18 protein-coding genes and 1 tRNA gene are annotated in these 18,048 nt (G+C 34.4%); 5 read left to right on the plus strand and 14 right to left on the minus strand.

Annotation, left to right across the window (positions count from 1 at the left end):
* Position 1: 1 nt before the first annotated feature.
* Positions 2-1,762, plus strand: a complete 1,761-nt coding sequence (locus tag NZ853_04130) for a hypothetical protein (GenBank protein MCS7204862.1) — start codon at positions 2-4, stop codon at positions 1,760-1,762.
* Here the strand turns inward: NZ853_04130 and NZ853_04135 are convergent.
* Positions 1,755-3,170 (minus strand): CCA tRNA nucleotidyltransferase, encoded by a 1,416-nt coding sequence (locus tag NZ853_04135; protein ID MCS7204863.1) that lies wholly within the window; start codon positions 3,168-3,170, stop codon positions 1,755-1,757. The genes NZ853_04130 and NZ853_04135 overlap by 8 nt on opposite strands.
* 106 nt (positions 3,171-3,276) lie before the next feature.
* On the opposite strand from NZ853_04135, the gene NZ853_04140 reads away from it, so the two are divergent.
* Positions 3,277-4,230 carry a M23 family metallopeptidase gene (locus NZ853_04140; GenBank protein ID MCS7204864.1) on the plus strand — a complete coding sequence of 318 codons (954 nt, stop codon included), beginning with the start codon at positions 3,277-3,279 and terminating at the stop codon, positions 4,228-4,230.
* Here NZ853_04140 and topA read toward each other — a convergent pair.
* From topA to NZ853_04155, 3 genes are all read right to left on the minus strand, one after another.
* Positions 4,196-6,364 carry a type I DNA topoisomerase gene (gene topA, locus NZ853_04145; protein MCS7204865.1) on the minus strand — a complete coding sequence of 723 codons (2,169 nt, stop codon included), beginning with the start codon at positions 6,362-6,364 and terminating at the stop codon, positions 4,196-4,198. The genes NZ853_04140 and topA overlap by 35 nt on opposite strands.
* Before the next feature lie 86 nt (positions 6,365-6,450).
* Positions 6,451-7,431, minus strand: a complete 981-nt coding sequence (locus NZ853_04150; GenBank protein MCS7204866.1) for a DNA-protecting protein DprA — start codon at positions 7,429-7,431, stop codon at positions 6,451-6,453.
* On the minus strand, positions 7,407-8,273 hold the full coding sequence (locus tag NZ853_04155; GenBank protein ID MCS7204867.1) for a hypothetical protein: 867 nt from the start codon (positions 8,271-8,273) through the stop codon (positions 7,407-7,409). The genes NZ853_04150 and NZ853_04155 overlap by 25 nt, the downstream gene beginning before the upstream one ends.
* Before the next feature lie 31 nt (positions 8,274-8,304).
* On the opposite strand from NZ853_04155, the gene NZ853_04160 reads away from it, so the two are divergent.
* Together NZ853_04160 and NZ853_04165 are read left to right on the plus strand one after the other, a co-directional pair.
* Positions 8,305-8,808 (plus strand): GNAT family N-acetyltransferase, encoded by a 504-nt coding sequence (locus tag NZ853_04160; GenBank protein MCS7204868.1) that lies wholly within the window; start codon positions 8,305-8,307, stop codon positions 8,806-8,808.
* Between the two features lie 121 nt (positions 8,809-8,929).
* A tRNA-Leu gene (locus NZ853_04165) sits at positions 8,930-9,014 on the plus strand.
* A gap of 631 nt (positions 9,015-9,645) precedes the next feature.
* Here NZ853_04165 and NZ853_04170 read toward each other — a convergent pair.
* From NZ853_04170 to NZ853_04215, 10 genes are all read right to left on the minus strand, one after another.
* Positions 9,646-9,996, minus strand: coding sequence for a 4'-phosphopantetheinyl transferase superfamily protein (locus tag NZ853_04170; GenBank protein ID MCS7204869.1), 351 nt, complete (start codon positions 9,994-9,996; stop codon positions 9,646-9,648).
* Positions 9,971-10,717 carry a 1-acyl-sn-glycerol-3-phosphate acyltransferase gene (locus NZ853_04175; GenBank protein MCS7204870.1) on the minus strand — a complete coding sequence of 249 codons (747 nt, stop codon included), beginning with the start codon at positions 10,715-10,717 and terminating at the stop codon, positions 9,971-9,973. Before NZ853_04175 ends, NZ853_04170 begins: the two co-directional genes overlap by 26 nt.
* A gap of 41 nt (positions 10,718-10,758) precedes the next feature.
* Positions 10,759-11,007: an acyl carrier protein gene (locus NZ853_04180; GenBank protein MCS7204871.1), complete on the minus strand. Its 249-nt coding sequence runs from the start codon at positions 11,005-11,007 to the stop codon at positions 10,759-10,761.
* A gap of 36 nt (positions 11,008-11,043) precedes the next feature.
* Positions 11,044-12,324 carry a beta-ketoacyl-[acyl-carrier-protein] synthase family protein gene (locus tag NZ853_04185; protein ID MCS7204872.1) on the minus strand — a complete coding sequence of 427 codons (1,281 nt, stop codon included), beginning with the start codon at positions 12,322-12,324 and terminating at the stop codon, positions 11,044-11,046.
* Positions 12,325-12,340: 16 nt separating this feature from the next.
* Positions 12,341-12,790 carry a beta-hydroxyacyl-ACP dehydratase gene (locus tag NZ853_04190; protein MCS7204873.1) on the minus strand — a complete coding sequence of 150 codons (450 nt, stop codon included), beginning with the start codon at positions 12,788-12,790 and terminating at the stop codon, positions 12,341-12,343.
* Positions 12,780-13,508, minus strand: a complete 729-nt coding sequence (locus tag NZ853_04195; GenBank protein ID MCS7204874.1) for a 3-oxoacyl-ACP reductase FabG — start codon at positions 13,506-13,508, stop codon at positions 12,780-12,782. Before NZ853_04195 ends, NZ853_04190 begins: the two co-directional genes overlap by 11 nt.
* An 11-nt stretch (positions 13,509-13,519) precedes the next feature.
* On the minus strand, positions 13,520-14,107 hold the full coding sequence (gene fabA, locus NZ853_04200; protein ID MCS7204875.1) for a bifunctional 3-hydroxydecanoyl-ACP dehydratase/trans-2-decenoyl-ACP isomerase: 588 nt from the start codon (positions 14,105-14,107) through the stop codon (positions 13,520-13,522).
* 2 nt (positions 14,108-14,109) lie between these two features.
* Positions 14,110-15,054: an SDR family oxidoreductase gene (locus NZ853_04205; protein MCS7204876.1), complete on the minus strand. Its 945-nt coding sequence runs from the start codon at positions 15,052-15,054 to the stop codon at positions 14,110-14,112.
* 9 nt (positions 15,055-15,063) lie between these two features.
* Positions 15,064-15,981 carry an ACP S-malonyltransferase gene (gene fabD, locus NZ853_04210; GenBank protein MCS7204877.1) on the minus strand — a complete coding sequence of 306 codons (918 nt, stop codon included), beginning with the start codon at positions 15,979-15,981 and terminating at the stop codon, positions 15,064-15,066.
* A 153-nt stretch (positions 15,982-16,134) separates the two neighbouring features.
* Entirely contained in the window at positions 16,135-17,220 is a 1,086-nt protein-coding gene (locus NZ853_04215) for a sensor domain-containing diguanylate cyclase (GenBank protein MCS7204878.1), read from the minus strand.
* A 192-nt stretch (positions 17,221-17,412) separates the two neighbouring features.
* Here NZ853_04215 and NZ853_04220 point away from each other — a divergent pair, with 192 nt between their 5' ends.
* Positions 17,413-18,048 carry a hypothetical protein gene (locus tag NZ853_04220; GenBank protein ID MCS7204879.1) on the plus strand — a complete coding sequence of 212 codons (636 nt, stop codon included), beginning with the start codon at positions 17,413-17,415 and terminating at the stop codon, positions 18,046-18,048.

Consider the following 18,048-nt stretch of genomic DNA (forward strand, 5'->3'; position numbering starts at 1 on the left):
TATGAAGAAGAATCTTCTTTTAGTGGGATTGTCGATTCTTTTTGGAATTATCGGGACCTTGTCATTGGAGCCTTTTCGTGTTCCTGTTTTACGATGGATGGTTCCGTGGGTTTTATTTTACGTAGGGGATGTTTTAAAACATCAATCCATCAAAAAGATTCTTTTGTATTCGTTTCTGATTGCTTTGAGTGGATGTGTCTTCGCTTTTCATTGGATTATTCATCTTTTTGTTGAATATGGAGGAATCCCTTTATATGCTTCTCTTTTGTTGTTTATTCCCTATTCTTTTTTGCTGAATACAAAAATCCCTTTGATACTTCTTTTTCTTTCGAAACTAAAACCAAAATTTCGTATTTTTTCAAAATATACTCTTTTGGGGATCCCTCTAATAATTACCTTACTTGATATTTTTACACCCCAAGTCTTCAACTGGTATTGGGGGAATTTAGTAACTCAAAATCTATATTTTTCTCAAATAGCAGATATTGTTGGGATACATGGAATCACGTTCTTTTATATTTTGTTTTCCTATGTGTTTTATCGATTGTTTAAAATTTTTATAAAAAATTATAAATTACTTTTGAAAGTTAAACTGATTAAAATATATGCTGTTTTTCTTTTTCTTTTTGTTTTAATTCATGTTTATGGTTTTTTTCAGATCAATTATTACGATAATTTGTCCCAAAATGTGCCAAAAATTCGCGTAGCTCTCATCCAGCCCAATGCTCCCTTAGAGAAATATGGTGAAAATAAAGTAACAGAAAATGTCTTGATTGAACTCATGTCAAAGACCATACCCAGACTTGTAGAAGAAGCCATCTTGAAGAGTGAAGGTAAATTAGACTTAGTAGTTTTACCAGAGTCAGCGATTCCATACTATACCACTCAAAAAGAATTTATCACTTTAAGGCTCAATGTTTACCATCCTAATTTTGAGTATTTGATACATTCCATCAATGGAAAATACAATGTGGATGTTTTTTTTAATGAGTTGGGCTATGGTTTGAAGGGTAATAGAATTCAAGTTTACAATTCGTCAGCTCTGTTTTCTCGCTTAGGGAAAAAAGATGCCATTTATCATAAACGAAGATTGATAGCTTTTGGTGAACAAATTCCCTATGCAGAATTTTTGGACTCAACAGGCTTAATCCAGTTCGTTCCCGAGTCGGTTCGTTATAGCAGATTTCAGCCCGGAACTGATTTTACTTTGATACCTTATTCTTTACAAAATTATCAAAATCCTATTAATGAACAAAAAGAATTCCCTTTTCAAGTTGTTGATGAGATACTCTCAGAAGAAAAAATCAAAAAATATTTCGAAAATCGAAAGTGGGAAGTATTTGGATACTTTATGCCTTTGATCTGTTATGAAGTAATTCAGCCGGATTATGTTTTAGAATTTTTTCGAAACTCAAGATCTTCAATTGATTTTATAGTAAATATTACTCAAGATAAATGGTATGGGAAAACTATCCAAAGTTATCAACACTTAGAGTTAGCAAGAATTCGTTCCATAGAGTTTCGAAAATCTTTGGTTCGATCTACAAATAGTGGAGTAAGTACATCAGTTGATCCCATAGGAAGATATATTCATCCAATTTACGGAAATCTTTTGACTTCGCAGGAGACCGAAGAGGTTCAAGTTGTTGATATTCCCATCATTAGGGATGTCTCGACTATCTATACTAAGATTGGTATTGGATGGCTTTGGTTCTTGGGATTTTTGTATATTTTCTTGTTGGTTTTAATGAAACTCAAATAGCTTCTTCTTCAAAATTACGAAATTCTGTTTTGGGAGTTTTGTGGTATAAAGAAACAATCTTTGCATCTTCGGGTGGTTTGATACGAGGACCAATTTCCCATATTAAAGCTTTTTGTAGAAGTTCTTCATCTTCAAGAGCTAAAGCATAAATTTTAAAGACCATGAATGACTCAAAAAAGTATTTCTTTTCTTTAAAGTCCAATAATTTTTGTTTGCTTATCGTTTTTTCATCTTTATCAATGGAAGAAATCTGCCTTTGAGCAATGAAAATCTGAGAAATCCTTTCCTGATCTTTCCCTGCAATCGATAAATGCTGAAAATATGGGGAAATTTGTTTCTTTACGTATTGATCTATGGTTTCATTCTTTTGTTTCCACTTTTCTGGGTGAAAAACCTCATGCACTAAATCAGCAAATATGAGAGCCATGTAAATGTTGTAGGTTAAATCCTCTCTTTCCACCAACATCCTATCTGCAATTTGTAATCTACGGTAAATGAGAGTTTCCGCAAAAGAAATCTTTTTCTTTTTAAAATTGAATGTTTTGTTTGTTAAGGGTATGCTATGTTCGATCAAATTTGGAAATAAAACATCAAACAACCCATACTGATGCATCATTTCCATGGTTTTAGCACAAGATCCCGTTTTAAAAATTTTCATGAATTCTTCTTGCAGTCTACTTTTGTTTACTTTTAGTATTTCATCTTTGTATTTTAGAATAGCTTTTGAGCTCTTTTTTTCTATTTGAAAATCCAATAAAATCGAAAATTTTATGGCTCGTATCATACGAACTGGATCTTCTTTAAATGAGATTTCTGGAGGCCCAATCACTCTAATCAGTCGATTTTTGATGTCTTCAACTCCACCCGTATAATCAATCAAAACCTCTTTTATGGGATCGAAAAACAAAGCGTTGATAGTGAAATCTCTTCGGGAAGCATCTTCTTTCGAATTTCCATATATGTTATCTCTTTTGAGGAGAGAATGATCAATTTCTTGAATATTAGGATTCAATCGATGTTGGGGAATTTTACGAAAAGTCGAAACCTCAATGATTTTTATATCTTCGGGACGTTTTTTGGATTTAAAATAAACATGAACAATCTTAAATCGCTTTCCTATGATTCGGCTATTTGTAAATAATCGTTTTATTTCTTTTGGTGTAGCATTCGTAACTATATCAAAATCTTTTGGAGTGCGTTGTAGCAATAAATCCCGTATACAACCTCCAACAAAATAAGCTTTGTATTTATTTTTGACTAATCTACGGATGATTTTCATTCCTTCTTTGTCCATCATGTGACTTCTAAGGAAATGAAATTCTCGATAGATTCTTTTTCCCTCAGGATATTTAAGAAACGAATCAATGGTTCTTTTTTTAGTGAAGAATTCCTTGATCTTTTTAAGCATAACTAAAAAGTTTTCTTTGGATGTTTTGATTATAGTTTTGATTATAAAAAAAAACTATTTTTGTTGCTTTTAAAATCAAGTATTTTACCAATAGGGTAAGAAAAATATGGAGTTTAGCAACATTAACTACGTAAAATATAGATACCTCATACGTAAGTTACAAAAATTTATTAATTGGGGTTGGGGTGGGGTTACGATCATGATCTACACAGACATAAGGAATGACCCCAAAAAGCTAAGACTCAATCTTTTTTCAATCTTATTTTTTATAGTATTGTTATACATAATGATTTTTTTAGTATTCACATTTTGGATCGATAAATATCAAGATGAGGTTTTTACAGAAAAATTGAAAACTAAGCAATATCTAATAATCAATCTATATTATTCTTTACAAATCAAAAACCATTACTTTCACAAAATAGAAAAGAACTTAAAAAAACTTTATGAATACTCGAAGTGGGATGAGTTTCTTGATCAGTATCTGAAAAAACAAAAAAACCACCAAATCCAACAAAGAACAACCAAAATCGAAGAAGAAATTGATTTAGCAAACAAACTAAAAGAACAAATAAATCATGAGTTTTTTACCAAGACCAAATTTCTTTTAGAACAGCTATGGCATAAAACTCATATCTATGCGGTTATTCCCAAAGGAACTCCAATGTTTTTGGGAACTTTTTATATCACATCAGGATTTGGAGTACGAGAGGATCCTTTTAACGATGTGATAGGGAATTTTCATACAGGTGTTGATTTTGCATCAGCAGAAAATACCCCAATCATTGCTGTGAATGATGGAAAAGTTGTAAAGGTCTCTTTTCTACCCAATAACAGTGGTTATGGAAATTATGTAATCATACATCATGGATTAGGTTTTCAAACCCTCTATGCTCATTGTAGCCGGATAACAGTTCAAGAACAAAGTTGGGTTTCGGCAGATCAAATCATAGCCTATGTAGGAAGGACAGGAAGAGCTACTGGAAATCACCTGCATTACGAAGTTCGTGTTGGTTTTGAAAATCCTATAGATCCAGATTTGTTTCTAAAGCTGAAATAGTTTGAGCTTCTTCGGGTATCTCTATGTATGTGCAGGAAGAACAAGCAATATACTTTCCTTTTTGTTTTTCTGTTTTTTCTAACAGTAATTTTCCACAAAGAGGACATGATCGATTTTCTACAGGTTTGTCCCAAGTGGTGAATTCACAATCCGGGTAACGTGAACATCCGTAGAAAACACGCCCCTTCTGTTTTTTTAGAGTTTTTGCGATAATATCTCCCTCTTCGCACTTGGGGCATTTTCCTAGGGGAATAGGCTTGGCATTTGTGCATTCAGGAAAGCCTGAGCAAGCCAAGAAATACCCATTCCTTCCAATCTTTTTTACCATTGGTCTTCCACATTTATCACATTTTACATCAGTTGGTTCTTCTAAAAAAGATCTCATCGATTGCATGTGCGCCTGAGCATGCTCTACTTTTTTCATAAAAGGATCATAAAATTTTTTCAACATATCTACCCAATGCATCTCCGAATTTGCAATTTGATCCAATTCTTCTTCCATTTTCGCAGTGAATTGGATGTCGACTAACTCAGGAAAATACTCAACAAGCATTTTGTTAACCAAGATGCCTAATTCTGTAGTTTTTAAAGCCCTTTGTTGCCTAACAACATAATATCTTTTTAGTAAGGTTTGTATTGTAGGAGCGTAAGTCGAAGGTCTTCCTACACCACTTTCTTCTAAGACTTTGACTAACGTTGCATCGGTATATCTAGGAGGAGGTTGAGTAAAATGTTGCTTCGGGATGACTTTTAAAAGTTTTGCGGAGCTCCCTTCTTGGAGTAGGAGTTCTTTGCCTGTTTCTTCGTCATCTTCTTCTTGATATATCAAAGTGAATCCTTTGAACTTTACTTTTTTGAAGTTTGCTCGAAATACAAATTCTTCTTGCTGATCGCTTATTCCTAATATGTCAATGGATGTGGTTTCAGAGATCTCTTCTGCCATTTGAGAAGCAACAAACTTTTGCCAAATCAATTGGTATAAACGGAATTGATCCCTATCAAGATAGGGCTGGACCCTCTCTGGTGTAAATTCAACGTTAGTAGGACGAATAGCTTCGTGGGCTTCTTGAGCATTCTTTGAAGCTTTAGAAAAAACCCTTACTTCTGAGCTGAGATACTCTTTTCCAATCTTTTCTTGGATGTAGTTCCTTACCATCTGAATGGCTTCTTCACTTACTCGAGTGCTGTCTGTTCTCATGTAGGTGATGAGTCCTACGGGAGTTCCCTCTACTTCTACTCCTTCATATAGTTGTTGAGCAATCATCATTGTTTTTTGAGAGGTGAATCCCAATCGGTTGGAAGCATCTTGTTGGAGCTTGGAGGTTGTATAGGGAGCTGTTGGCTGTCGTTTTCTTTCTTTGGTTTTGATGGAGTGAATAATATAATTCGAGATTGATGGGAGTTTTTTTTGTATTTCTTCTGCTTGTTCTTGATTTTTGATTTCGGGTTTTTTCCCTTGGATTTGTATTAGTTCGGTTTTGAGTTTCTTCTTGTCGATGGAGAACTCAGCTTCTATGGTCCAGTATTCTTCGGGTATAAAGTTTTGAATCTCTTCTTCTCGTTCGCAAATCAAACGTAAAGCAACTGATTGAACACGTCCAGCTGAAAGCCCCTTCTTGATTTTCTTCCATAGGATGGGAGAGATGTTATATCCCACTAAACGATCCAATATCCTTCGGGCTTGTTGGGAGTTTACGAGATTCATATTGATATCCCGTGGTGATTGCATTGCTTTTTTAATCCCACTTTCCGTGATTTCATGGAACTCTACACGTTTTATATTCGAATTTTTTTCTTGTAGGATTTTTGCAATGTGGTATGATATTGCTTCACCTTCTCGGTCTGGGTCTGTTGCTAGAAGAACGCCTTTTGTGAGTTCTGCTATTTTTTTTAGGTGATTTAAAATTTTTGCTCGCCCACGAATAATCAGATACTCAGGTTCAAAACCATTATTTACATTCACTCCTAAACGGGATTTGGGCAGATCCATAACATGCCCCATGCAAGCTTCGACGATATAATTTTTCCCTAAATACTTGTTTATGGTTTTGGCTTTTGCAGGTGATTCAACAACTACTAGGGTTTTGTCCTTGAGTTCTGATGGATTTTCAATTTTTTGTTTTTTGGATTTCATAGCATAACATCATCCAACTAATTTTTGGAAGTTCTTTCTTTAAAAATCCCTATTTTTGACAACTAAGTTTAATAAATCCTATTATATTATAGGTTTTCAATTTTTAATTGATGGGCACCATCACTAATTAGCATTTGATTCCCTAAATTATGTTTAGTATTTCGAAAAAGGGGATGATCAAAACAAATGATTTCTCGGTTCTCCTGAAGAGCGTATTCGGCAGTGATCAGAGCTCCACTTTTACTCCCTGCTTGCATTATGAACAAATAATTTGAGAATCCTGCAATAATACGGTTCCTCAAAGGAAATGTATATTTCCCGGGCTTATGGGTGGGAAAAAATTCACTGATAAAAATCATTTCTTTTTTTTCTTCTTGGGCTTTGAAGAATATTTCTTTGTTTTTTTTAGGAGAGATTTCATCAATCCCACAGCCTAAAATTCCTATGGTAGAAACACTAAAAAAAACAGAAGCTCTATGAACCCTTTCATCAACTCCCTTAGCAAATCCAGAAACAGTAGCTATCGTAGAACTTTGGTTATCTGTTTTCGTGCTTTGAGGAAACAAATCCTTATGGCTATTCCATTCTACGAGTTGAGATATTAATTTTTTAGAACTCTTTAGCAAAGAAAAAAATTCAATTAAGCGATCAACGGCAAGAAGCGAAATCGATAGAGGCTTACGAGTTCCCACGATAGAAATCATATCATATTGATTGAAATTTGTATTTTCTTTTTGAATGCTATGCTTCAAAAATAAAACCAAAGGAGGATCATAAATTTCTTTTAGTAATCTTGGATATTCTGGCTCATCGAAAAACAAAAGCGAATCAAATTCGAATTTGCTTTTCTTCTTTTCGATGTAATTCAAGGCTTTTCGTTTTCCATATTCGATCCATCTTTTACCGTAATATGTCTTAAGGATTTTCTTGTTGTTGGGTTCATCCCATGGGTTCTCTGTGATGGAAAATTTTTTTTGGTTTTCTTTGATTCGATGTAAAAAGCCTTTTCGATAGGGTAGAGATGATAGAAAAAGAGCTGAAATTATTCTTGCTGCTTGATTTTGCATTCTGCCTTTCTTTCAATACAAACTTGAAGTTCATTTAAGTTGTAGAGTGCTTGTTGATACTGGAGATTGTTTTGGATATTCCCTCGCAGGATTTGGTTTTTATGCATTTCCTCAAGAGTTTTTATGATTTTTTCATAAACAAAAAAAGCTTCTTGGAATTGTCCGTCTTCTGCTAAAATGTTTGCTTTGGCAAAGTATGCTTGGATGTTATAAGGATCTGCTTGATTTACCTGATTTAAGTATTCGATTGCTTTTTCTACATCACGGAATTCATTCGTAGTTTTTCCGTAAAGGATACCCAAAACATAATAAAAACGCATATCTTTGGGTTTCAACTGGAGTCCTCTTTCTAATAAAAACACAGCCGTCTGAAATCGTTCTTTTTCCCAGCCCAGAGCTCGAGAAGCATTCCCATAGCACAATCCCGCATCATAAAGCAAATCTGCACTAATGGGATAACGAGATAAAGCTTTTTGAAAATAGGTTATAGCTTCTTCGAATAAAGAGATATCTTGAACTTGACGTAATTCCTTTTGGACAGATTGTTTAAAAAATTCTTTGGATAACTCAAAAGAGCTTTGTTCCATCAGGGCTTTTCCTATTTTCCATGCAATTTCGCCTTGAAGTTTATTTTCTTCTGCGAATTTATGGATTAATTCGTATAAGGTTCTTGCTTTTTCTTCTGATACTTGAAGGTCCTTTTTCCATTTTTCTAAATCTTCTTCTTGGATTTCTATTCTTCGTTCTTTTCTGTGACGTTCTGCCCAATTCTGAAGGAAATGACTAATATCTGAGCAATAGCTAAAAAAAACAAAAAGACTCAAAATAAAAATTCTATTCATGTGATTCTCCTGATGAAAAATTTATTGTTTGATGAATTTCACATTTTTACATTCTCAAGCCATAAAAATGCATAAAATTTTAAGTCAAATTTTTGAGATTGAAAACCTTTGCTTCGAAAAACCATACACTTTAAATCAACTACAATCTCTTTGGGAAAAACCATTTTATTGTTTTTATTTGCTTTTGGAAAATCGAACTATCTTTTCGTTTGAACATGATTATACAAATGAGAAACAAATCACCCTCAAACCAATCATTGGGTATTCCGTTTTTTTAGAAAGTATTGATGAACTTGAGCTGTTGCGATTTGCCATACATCCCTCCTATCAGAATCAAGGTCTTGGAACTTGGTTTTTATCTTCTATTATAGATATGTATAAAACGAAAGGAATTTTTAAAAAAATTTTCTTAGAAGTCTCAGAGAAAAATCAAATAGCCATAAGACTTTATGAAAATTTAGGATTTCGTTTAGTTGCCAAAAGAAAAAACTATTATGAAAGTTCACATGCACTCATAATGTATTTAGAATTATGAGAGGATGTTATTTTTGATTTTCTAGGGTCTTGAAATTTCATGATTTTAGTCAATAAACAATCACAAAAATTTCAATTTTTTTGTTTACAAATCGCTTATTTTCAAAAATTCGTATTTTTAAGCCGAAGTGGCGGAACTGGTAGACGCAGTAGACTCAAAATCTACCGGGCATTACGCTCGTGTGGGTTCGAATCCCACCTTCGGCATTAAACCAAGTTATAAATACAGTTTTCCTTATGTTTCTTTTGATTTCGTAAATCACAATTACACTTATATATAATTCTTAATTTTTCTTTTGTTTTTTTGCCTTCTTTGTCCTTTGTTGAAGTTTTTGAATCTGATATTGTTTCTAGAATTGAAATTTCCACAGAAACCTCCATGTTTTTGTGATCCTTCCTTGAGGTATCGAATTTAGTTTCGGTAAATGAAAGTTAAATGTTCAGAAATTCTCGAATATAAGTAAATAATTACGATGAATTTTTATTTGATTTTTTTTATAAAATTTTTTTACTAATTCCATACCTTCTAGATTTAAAACTAACGAAAAGCTCAAAAATCTTCCATGATGACTCAAAGAAATAGGATATGAATTTCCTTGGTGATATAGTTTTGGTGGTAGATAAAAGTTATTCTCTGGGTCGAATTCTCTAATTACTTCAACATTTGCTTTGAATATTTCAAAAAATGTTTTTTGTATATACTTTCTTATAAGATGGGATTGACTTTTATTTTGTTTTAATTCTGGGTCTGAAAGTTGTATGATCCATGAGCAAAAATAAATAAAGAATTCTTTTTTTTGATGTAGTTTTGATTCTGAAAGATAGTGGCTAATTGTTGTTAGAAAGTTTTTTTTTTATCGAGGTAAATGTAGTTTTTCAAAAAGAGATTTTGATATTTTGTAACTTCCATATTGGGTAAGACTTCATAATCTTTATATCGAAAACTATGTAAGTTCAATGTTCGTGATATGGCTTTGTAAGCAGACTCTTTAAGTGCCCAAATAGTCCACAAGAGAATTAATTTCTCATGTAATGGTTCAAGTGTAGAAAAAAAATGTTCTATTTCGTTTGGTGTGCCAATTTTTTGAATAAATCTTTGGTTAAGATGATCTAACGAAGTATCAGGATCTTCAAGATCAACAATATCATTACCAAACCAAACTTCATCGAGCGGAAGAAAAATATTCATTTTCCATTCTGAGTAATTCATCCAAAATTTGTAGTGTTAGCTCTCTGTGGGCACGTATCCCTTTTTGTTGGGTCCTTGGTTCTAATAATTTGTATTGAATATAAAATTTTTGATCTTTTTCTGGAAATACTGATTTTTCTTTTTGTTTTTCACCTCGTAAATAAATCACTAATACCTTAGTATTGGGAACCTCATACAAAAGTTGCCCCACTCCATAGTGTATTTGATCCTTCAAAATGCGACCTGTTGGACTTCGGGTTCCCTCAATGAAAATACATACAGGCTCATTTTTCTTGAGTAAGTATTTAAGTTTGTTCATTACGAGTTCTTTGTGTTCTTGTGTTCCATTTCTTTCAAAAAGAATACATTTGGTGAGATAAGCTATGATGCGAAACAAAAGATTCCTTTCTACATTCTCTTTTGCTGGAATGTTCCAAGGGAAGGTTCGGAATCTTAAGGAATAAAAAATGCTTCCACCTAATGCCCAGGCTATGATTGCTGAGTCTATAAAAGTTAAATGGTTAGGACAAATGAGAATAGGTTCTTTTTTCTTATGAACTTCTCGATAGAACTTCCTGATTTTAGCTAATTCCGATATCTTATATTTTCTCACAAATCGAAAATAAAAAACAACCAAAATTGCAAGTATGGGGAATATGATATTACCAATCAGTTTTTGGATGTATAATTCCGTTTTTGCTTTTATTGATAGCTTCTGCACTTTGAAGGAAATTAAAAAAGGGACGTATGTCCCTTTTGAGATCAGCCAATTTTATTTTTGATGAGATCCACAGCAGCTCCCACAGTTTGGACTTTGTCTGCTTCAGAGTCGTCGATTTCAATGTTGAATTCATCTTCGAGAGCTAAGATGATATCGACCAGACGTGAAGAATTAATCTCTAAATCTTTTAGTAAATTTGTTTCCGAGGTTGCATTATTCAAAGCTTCTTTGTTTTTAGCATAGGGTCCTAAAATTTTTAGGACTTTTTCCATTATTTCTTTGTTATCCATAGGAAACTCCTTTTGAATTATTTTTTAATAATTACACTATCCTTCCCATTTTTTATAAATCACACAACCATTCACGTCTCCAAAACCAAAGCTTGCTTTTGCAAAAATCCGAACATCTTTGTAAATAGTTTCTCTTACTACCCTATGTTCGAAGGGTTTGATTTTTTCATGGATATCTTCGCAGTTAATAGAAGGATGCAAAAAGCCTTGTTCTAGTTGTAAAATCACTGCTACGGACTCAATACTTCCCGCTGCTCCCAAGGTATGTCCAATCAAGGATTTCGTCGATTGTATGTAAGGGAATTTCTCAGGTGGAAGTCCCAAAGCAACTGACCAGTTATTCACTTCGATGGGATCAGCCATCGTTGCCGTCAAGTGACCATTTATGGCATCTATCTCCTCGGGTTGTATACATGCTCTTTTCACAGCTTCACGAATACAAATCTGAACGGAAGTAGGATTGGGTGCGGTCATGCTTCCCCCCATTCGATGTCCACCACAATTAAGGTATCCACCCAGTATTTCTGCGTAAATCCTTGCTCCTCGTTTTTGGGCATGCTCTAAGCTTTCTAATACTAAGATACCTGCACCAGAGCCAGGAACAAAACCAGCTGCACTCGCACTCATTGGACGAGAAGCTCGTTCTGGTTGATCGTTGTATTTAGAACTTAAAACCCTCATGGCATCAAAAGCGCCCCAAACATACTTAGAAGATGACTCGGCGCCTCCCGCCAACATGATTTCTGCATCCCCACGTTTTATCCTTTCATAAGACAATAAAATTGCTTCAGTTCCCGTATTACAAGCACTGCTGTTGGAAAATGTGTTATTCCCTAAAGCTAACAAACCACTCAATTTCGCAGAAAGAGAACTCATCATGATTTGTTCAACCATAGTAGAACCTAATCTTCGCACTTTTCCAGAATCAATAAAAGGGATGACCTTTTCTGCTATCGTATCAATTCCTGAAAGTCCTAACCCAATTACGCAGCCAGCATCCCAATTTACATAATCTGATTTGGGATCAGGAACTTCAAATCCTGCGTCTTTCCATGCATCAATACCCGCAATCGAAGAAAGAATCATGATTTCATTCATGGCTAGCAATTCTTCTTCAGTAAAATACTTTTTTGCTTTTTCCTCTAAGATTTCTTTATCAATCCAGCCCCCCACTTGGCATCCAAATTTGAGTTCTTCTAATTCTTTTCGAAATCGAATACCACTTTTTCCTTGCTTCAATGCTTGAGAAAACTCTTCTTTCCCATGACCATTGGATGTGATAACGCCGATTCCTGTAATAACAACTCTTCTTTCCATGATCCACCTCTCTATTTTATGATATTGCTACTCCTGCAAGTTCACCTACAGCAACAAGGGTTCCTTCGGTTTTTTTTACTTCGACTTTTGATTTGATTTTATTTTTTCTGTGATAAATCAAATCCCCTCTGATAAAGATAGTCTCTTCGGGTAAAACCATGTTGATGAATTCCACAGTTGCTTCGGTGAACAAAGTTATTTTATCGACCGGTCGATTCTTTAACATTTCTAAGTAAATCCCTAAAGCAACGACTCCAGTTTGAGCCATAGTCTCAAGAATAATTACACCAGGAGTGATGGGATTGTTCGGAAAATGACCATCGTAAAAATATTCATTTTTTTTGAAGGTGTATTTCCCTACAATATGCTTATCTGAAAGTTCTATGATGTCTTCTATGAAACGAAAGGGTGGTTTTTGAGGGATAGACTCTAGAATCTTTTTTTTGATTTCGAAATCAACCACCATACATACCTCCGTTCACGTGAATTACCGTTCCTGTGATATAACTACCTGATGTTGCTAAAAATCCCACAACTTCTGCGATTTCTTCTGGTTTTCCCATGCGTCCTAGAGGGATCTTTTCCAAGATTTTTTTCTTGTGCTCTTCTGGTAAATCTTTGGTCATATCAGTATCGATAAATCCTGGAGCTATAGAATTTACTAAAATTCCGTATTCTGCAAATTCCATTGCTGCTGTTTTGGTGAAGTTATCAATTGCCGCTTTGGTCATGCCATAAATGGACTGGGTGGGATTTCCAGTGCTTCCGATGATGGATGAGATGTTGATGATTCTTCCCGAACGATTGCGTATCATGAATCGAACAAGTCTTTTAGTTAAATACCAGACTGATCTCATATTCGTTGAAATGATTTTATCAAATTCTTCCAATGATGCATTAAATATAGGATTATCTTTTACAAATCCTGCATTATTGACTAATACTTCCAGTGTCAATTTTGAATTTTTAATTTCGTCATAAATTTTATCACAGCCTTCAATCGTAGAGATGTCTGCTTGAATGAGTAGTCCTTCACCTAATTCTTCTTTTAGGGTTTCAGCTTCCTTTTGAGAGGTGTGATAATGAATTCCCACGAGAAAACCTTTTTTATAGAGCTCACGTGCAATCGCACGACCAATCCCTCTACTCGCTCCTGTTACTAAAGCTAATTTTTTTTCTGACATAAAACCTCCTGTTATTTTTTCAGTATCCCACCAATAGAATGTTGGGTAGGGAAGGGGTAATCTTTGTAAGATATGTTTTTAAAAATACCTACTCTAGCTTTTTCTATGCTATAAATGGGAGTTCCATCCACAAATAACTTTCCATCTGCGATGGCGATGGCGACCCCTTGTTCTCGTAATTCACTGTAACGAAGAATTTCAATCTCATAGCGTATGATTTTATTCCATGGACGAACTTGACCCTCGAATTCAATCTTCTCAGCTCCTAATGCTCTTCCAACTCCAATTGCACCATTGGTGCAAGAGTAAAAACCGATCAATTGCCAAATGGCATCTATTCCAAAAGAACCCGGCATAACTGGATCATCTCGGAAATGAAACTGAAAAAACCACTCATCAAGAAGAATATCTTTTTCAGCTATGATTTTTCCTTTTTTTCCCATTTTTTCAATCGATACGATTCTGTCTACTAACAAAAACGGCGGAGCTGGGAGCTTTGCTAATTCTCCTGGGGGATCTTCTATCAATTTCCCTAAAGAAAAAGCAATTAACTCCACTTTATCAAAATAAGTTCTTTGCAAAAATTCGTGATATTTCATTGCTAACTTCCTATCCTTTCTCCACCATCAACTCTTATGATAGCTCCATTAATCCATGAAGTTTCATCTAAACTCATAACATAAACCACGTTTGCCACATCCTCAGGAGTGGTCAAACGTCCCAAGGGGTTTCTCAATCTTGAGTGCGCAGACATTTGAGCGCTTCCGGGAATAAGACGTAATGCAGGAGTGTCTGTAACACCAGGTTGCAAAATATTACTTCTGATTCCATAGGGACCGAACTCAAAAGCAATAGAACGTGAAACTGATTCTAAAGCTAATTTGGCGGCACTTACCGCTGCATATCCACGCCATGCCACTTCATTTCCTTCACTGGTAAGTCCTAATACCCTTGCATCATCAGCAAAAAGATTCCTTTCGAAAATTTCTTTCGTCCAAGTATACAGACTAGTGCCCATTGCATAGATAGTGTTGGCGAAGTCTTCATCTGTTAAAAAGATTTCTTGGTTATATTCCGGTTCTTTAGCTAGATACATCAATTCATCAATATTTTCTTCGAGAAAAAGTTTGGTTGCTACTTCTCTGAGTTTTTCTTTTTCAATTCCTAAAGCATTCGCTAACTTTTCTACGGGATCGTAATTGTGATGTTTTTTCAAACGAACCATTAACTTGAGATTTCCAAAGGCAATTGAATGAAGTAGGGTTCTGATTTTTCCGTTGGTAGCTTCCAGTTCTTTTTCGAGTTCATCTAATACTGTTTTTCTTCCTTCTTCACTCAAAGCATCGAGATTAAAAGTCAAAAGTTTTACGTTTTCTTTACGGATTTGATCAAACTCAGGTTCAATGCGGTGCATTGCCCCTTTGCGATCTCGATGAACTATGCAGATATGCATTCCTGCTTTTGCCAGACGTTTCGCACTCGCTAAACCAAAACCACTTGAACCACCTAAAATTAATGCCCAGTAATTTTTACCTAAAAATGACATAACAACTCCTTAATTTTTTTCTATGTCAGGAAAAACTTTATACATACTACGAACGTTGATGATGGATGGAACCTCATGATTGAGTGTTAGGAAGAATTTTCCTAAGGGTCTGTTCGGTCCAATCTCAATGATGGGCAGACCTTGTTGGATGAGAACCTTCATGTTTTGTATCCAATCAACAGAGCCACTGATTTGCCGAACCAAATTTTCTATCAGAGTCTCGGGTTGATGGAAAGTACCTGTAAAGTTTGATAAAACATTGACGCAAAGTTCTTTTCTGGCAGTAAACTGCGAGATATAATCACGAAATTCTTCTTCGATTTCCTTCATCAAACGAGAATGAAAGGGTGCACTAACATTCAAAAATACAGCATCAATATTAGGAAACTGAGTTTTAATTTCTTTTACAGCGTTCTCAACTTTGTCTTTATAACCACTGATCACTACTTGATCTTTAGAATTTATGTTCGCTAAATCAACATCATGCTTTTTTAGGATTTCTTTGTAATTATATTGCTCAATATCCGTAGAAATCAAGGCTGCCATAGAACCCACACCCTCTGGCACAGCTTTCTGCATCAACTGTCCACGCTTTTTGACAATTTTAACTGCATCTTTGAGTTGAAAAACACCAGCCGCTGCTAAAGCAGAATATTCTCCTAAGCTATGTCCTGCAAAATATTTACCATGTTTTTGGTATTTTTTTAAAACTTCATAGACAGCCATTTCCATGGTTAAGATACTTGGCTGAGTATATTCTGTAAGATTCAATTTTGGGTTTTCTTCAAAACAGATGGCTTTTAGATCTTCCCCTAATGACTCTGATGCTTCATCAAAAACCCTTTTGGATTCTTCGAATTCTTGATAAAAATCTGAACCCATGCCTGGTCTTTGAGAACCTTGTCCCGCAAATACATAAGAATACATAAAAAACCTCTTTTGGATACATAACAAGTATTTATGACGCTAATATGTGTCAACTAATCTAAGTTTTAGTTTGATTATAAAGAAAATTGACTAAATGAATTTTGTTCACTCAACTAATTGGAATTTGATAAAGCAAAAGTATGTTCAATTTGATTACGTATCCAAATCTTTAGAATAAATAATAACTTGATTTCTCCCTCTCCTTTTGCATTCATATAAAGCTTTGTCAGCTCTTTCAATTAAATTTTTATTGGTTTTTGCATCAAGATTTGGTTCAAAACGTGCAATCCCAGCTGATACGGTTACTTTTAGTATTTTATTTTCATAAGGGATTTCTAATGCTTCTACACTTTTTCGATATTCTTCTCCAATCGCATACGCTTCTTGATCGCTTGTTAATCCCGGCATAACCAAACAAAATTCTTCACCTCCATAGCGAGCGGCAAAAAAAGGAGATTTTGCAATCTTTTGAAGTTGTTTTGCAACTGCCTTTAAGACTTCATCTCCAGCTTGGTGTCCATGGGTATCATTAAAACTCTTGAATTTATCAACATCACTCATCATTAGATATAGAGGAGTTCCGCGTTTTAGTGCTTTTTCTCTTTCATCTTTAAGCCTTGATTGAAAGTATGCGTGGTTTTTTAGTCCTGTCATTAAGTCATTCGTTGCCCTTTCGTATAACCATGCATTGTCAACAGCAATAGCACCTAGAGATGCCAGATCGACAAGAAATTCTTTTTCTGAATGGGTATATTCGGTTCCCACAATCTTTTCACCTAATACAATAAGACCGATTATATTCCCTTTGGCTTTCATGGGGATCACTAAGTGAGCACCTAATTCTTTTAGAATTTGAATTTCTTTTTCATTGTGTAGCTGTTCCTTTGCCATCAACTCCAGTAAAGTATAAGCTTTGTTTGTTCCTTTTAGAAATTCAATTAGCCGAGACTCTAATTTAAGCCTATAATAACTTATAGGATGAATTAAATCAAATCCTTTTAAATCAGGATTCAAATCTAAATAATCAGAATCCATATCATGAATTAGAAATAATGCCGCTGAAAATGTTTGCATTTGAGCCAAACAAACGTCAATGACAGCATTGATAAGATACTTATAGTCCAACGTTGAATTTAGTGCTCTTGAAATTTCGATCAACTGACGCTGATCGTAAATTTTCTTTTCATAATTTAAAATCTCTTGAGGAAATGTAAATATTTTGTCCTCAGAATCAGCCATATATGACTCCTTTAGGAGAAATTTTTTGTTTTTCAATCATAAATAAGACAATCATAAATAAACCTATTATCATAATTTCGGTTTTTGTTTTTATCATCTTCAAAACATCAGTATTATTTGTTTTTTTCTAATAAAAATTTAAAAAATTCAGAATACTAACAATAATTTTTTGTTTTTTCCGATGGCATTAATATGATAATCAAGCATTTAAAAGAACATATCGTCAATCCCATTTCTATTGGAACTTTGGCACTCGGTGTGGCTATCGGGGCGATAACTACTAATCTAAAGCAAAAAGAATGTAATTTACAAAAACCCTCTTTAGTCATTCTTAAAGATCAGCAACAAAAACAAGGTAACCTAATAGCCATAACCTCGAATGAGGTCATTTTATCAATAGACGAAAAAAAAGAAGTCATTCCTTTTTCTTCCATTCTGCGAGTCATTTTGTATGAGAACGAAATGAATTTGGAAAGGGAATCTTTTCTAAATTCTCATGAACCATTCATTGGCACTTACAAACTTTGGGTTGGAGGACATGAAGGCTTTTTGACAATTTATAAAACATCTCAAGGTTCATTTGGAGGGTATGTAGAATTTCCCAACTGGGGAAAGGGAAAAAAGGAAATTCTTTCGTTCGTCCAAATAGCAGGAAATCAAATCCAATTTATGCGTTCTTGTTATAAAGAAAGTTGCAAAGAGATCGGTTCTCCTTACGAATTTCGACAATCCTATATTGGTTATATCAATTCCAAAAGAGAAATTGAAGGTAGATACACAGGAACACATAGCTCAGGAACCTGGAAGGCCATTCCCCTAAAAAATTAA

It is taken from the genome of Leptospiraceae bacterium, from assembly GCA_025059995.1.
Classification (GTDB): domain Bacteria; phylum Spirochaetota; class Leptospiria; order Leptospirales; family Leptonemataceae; genus SKYB61.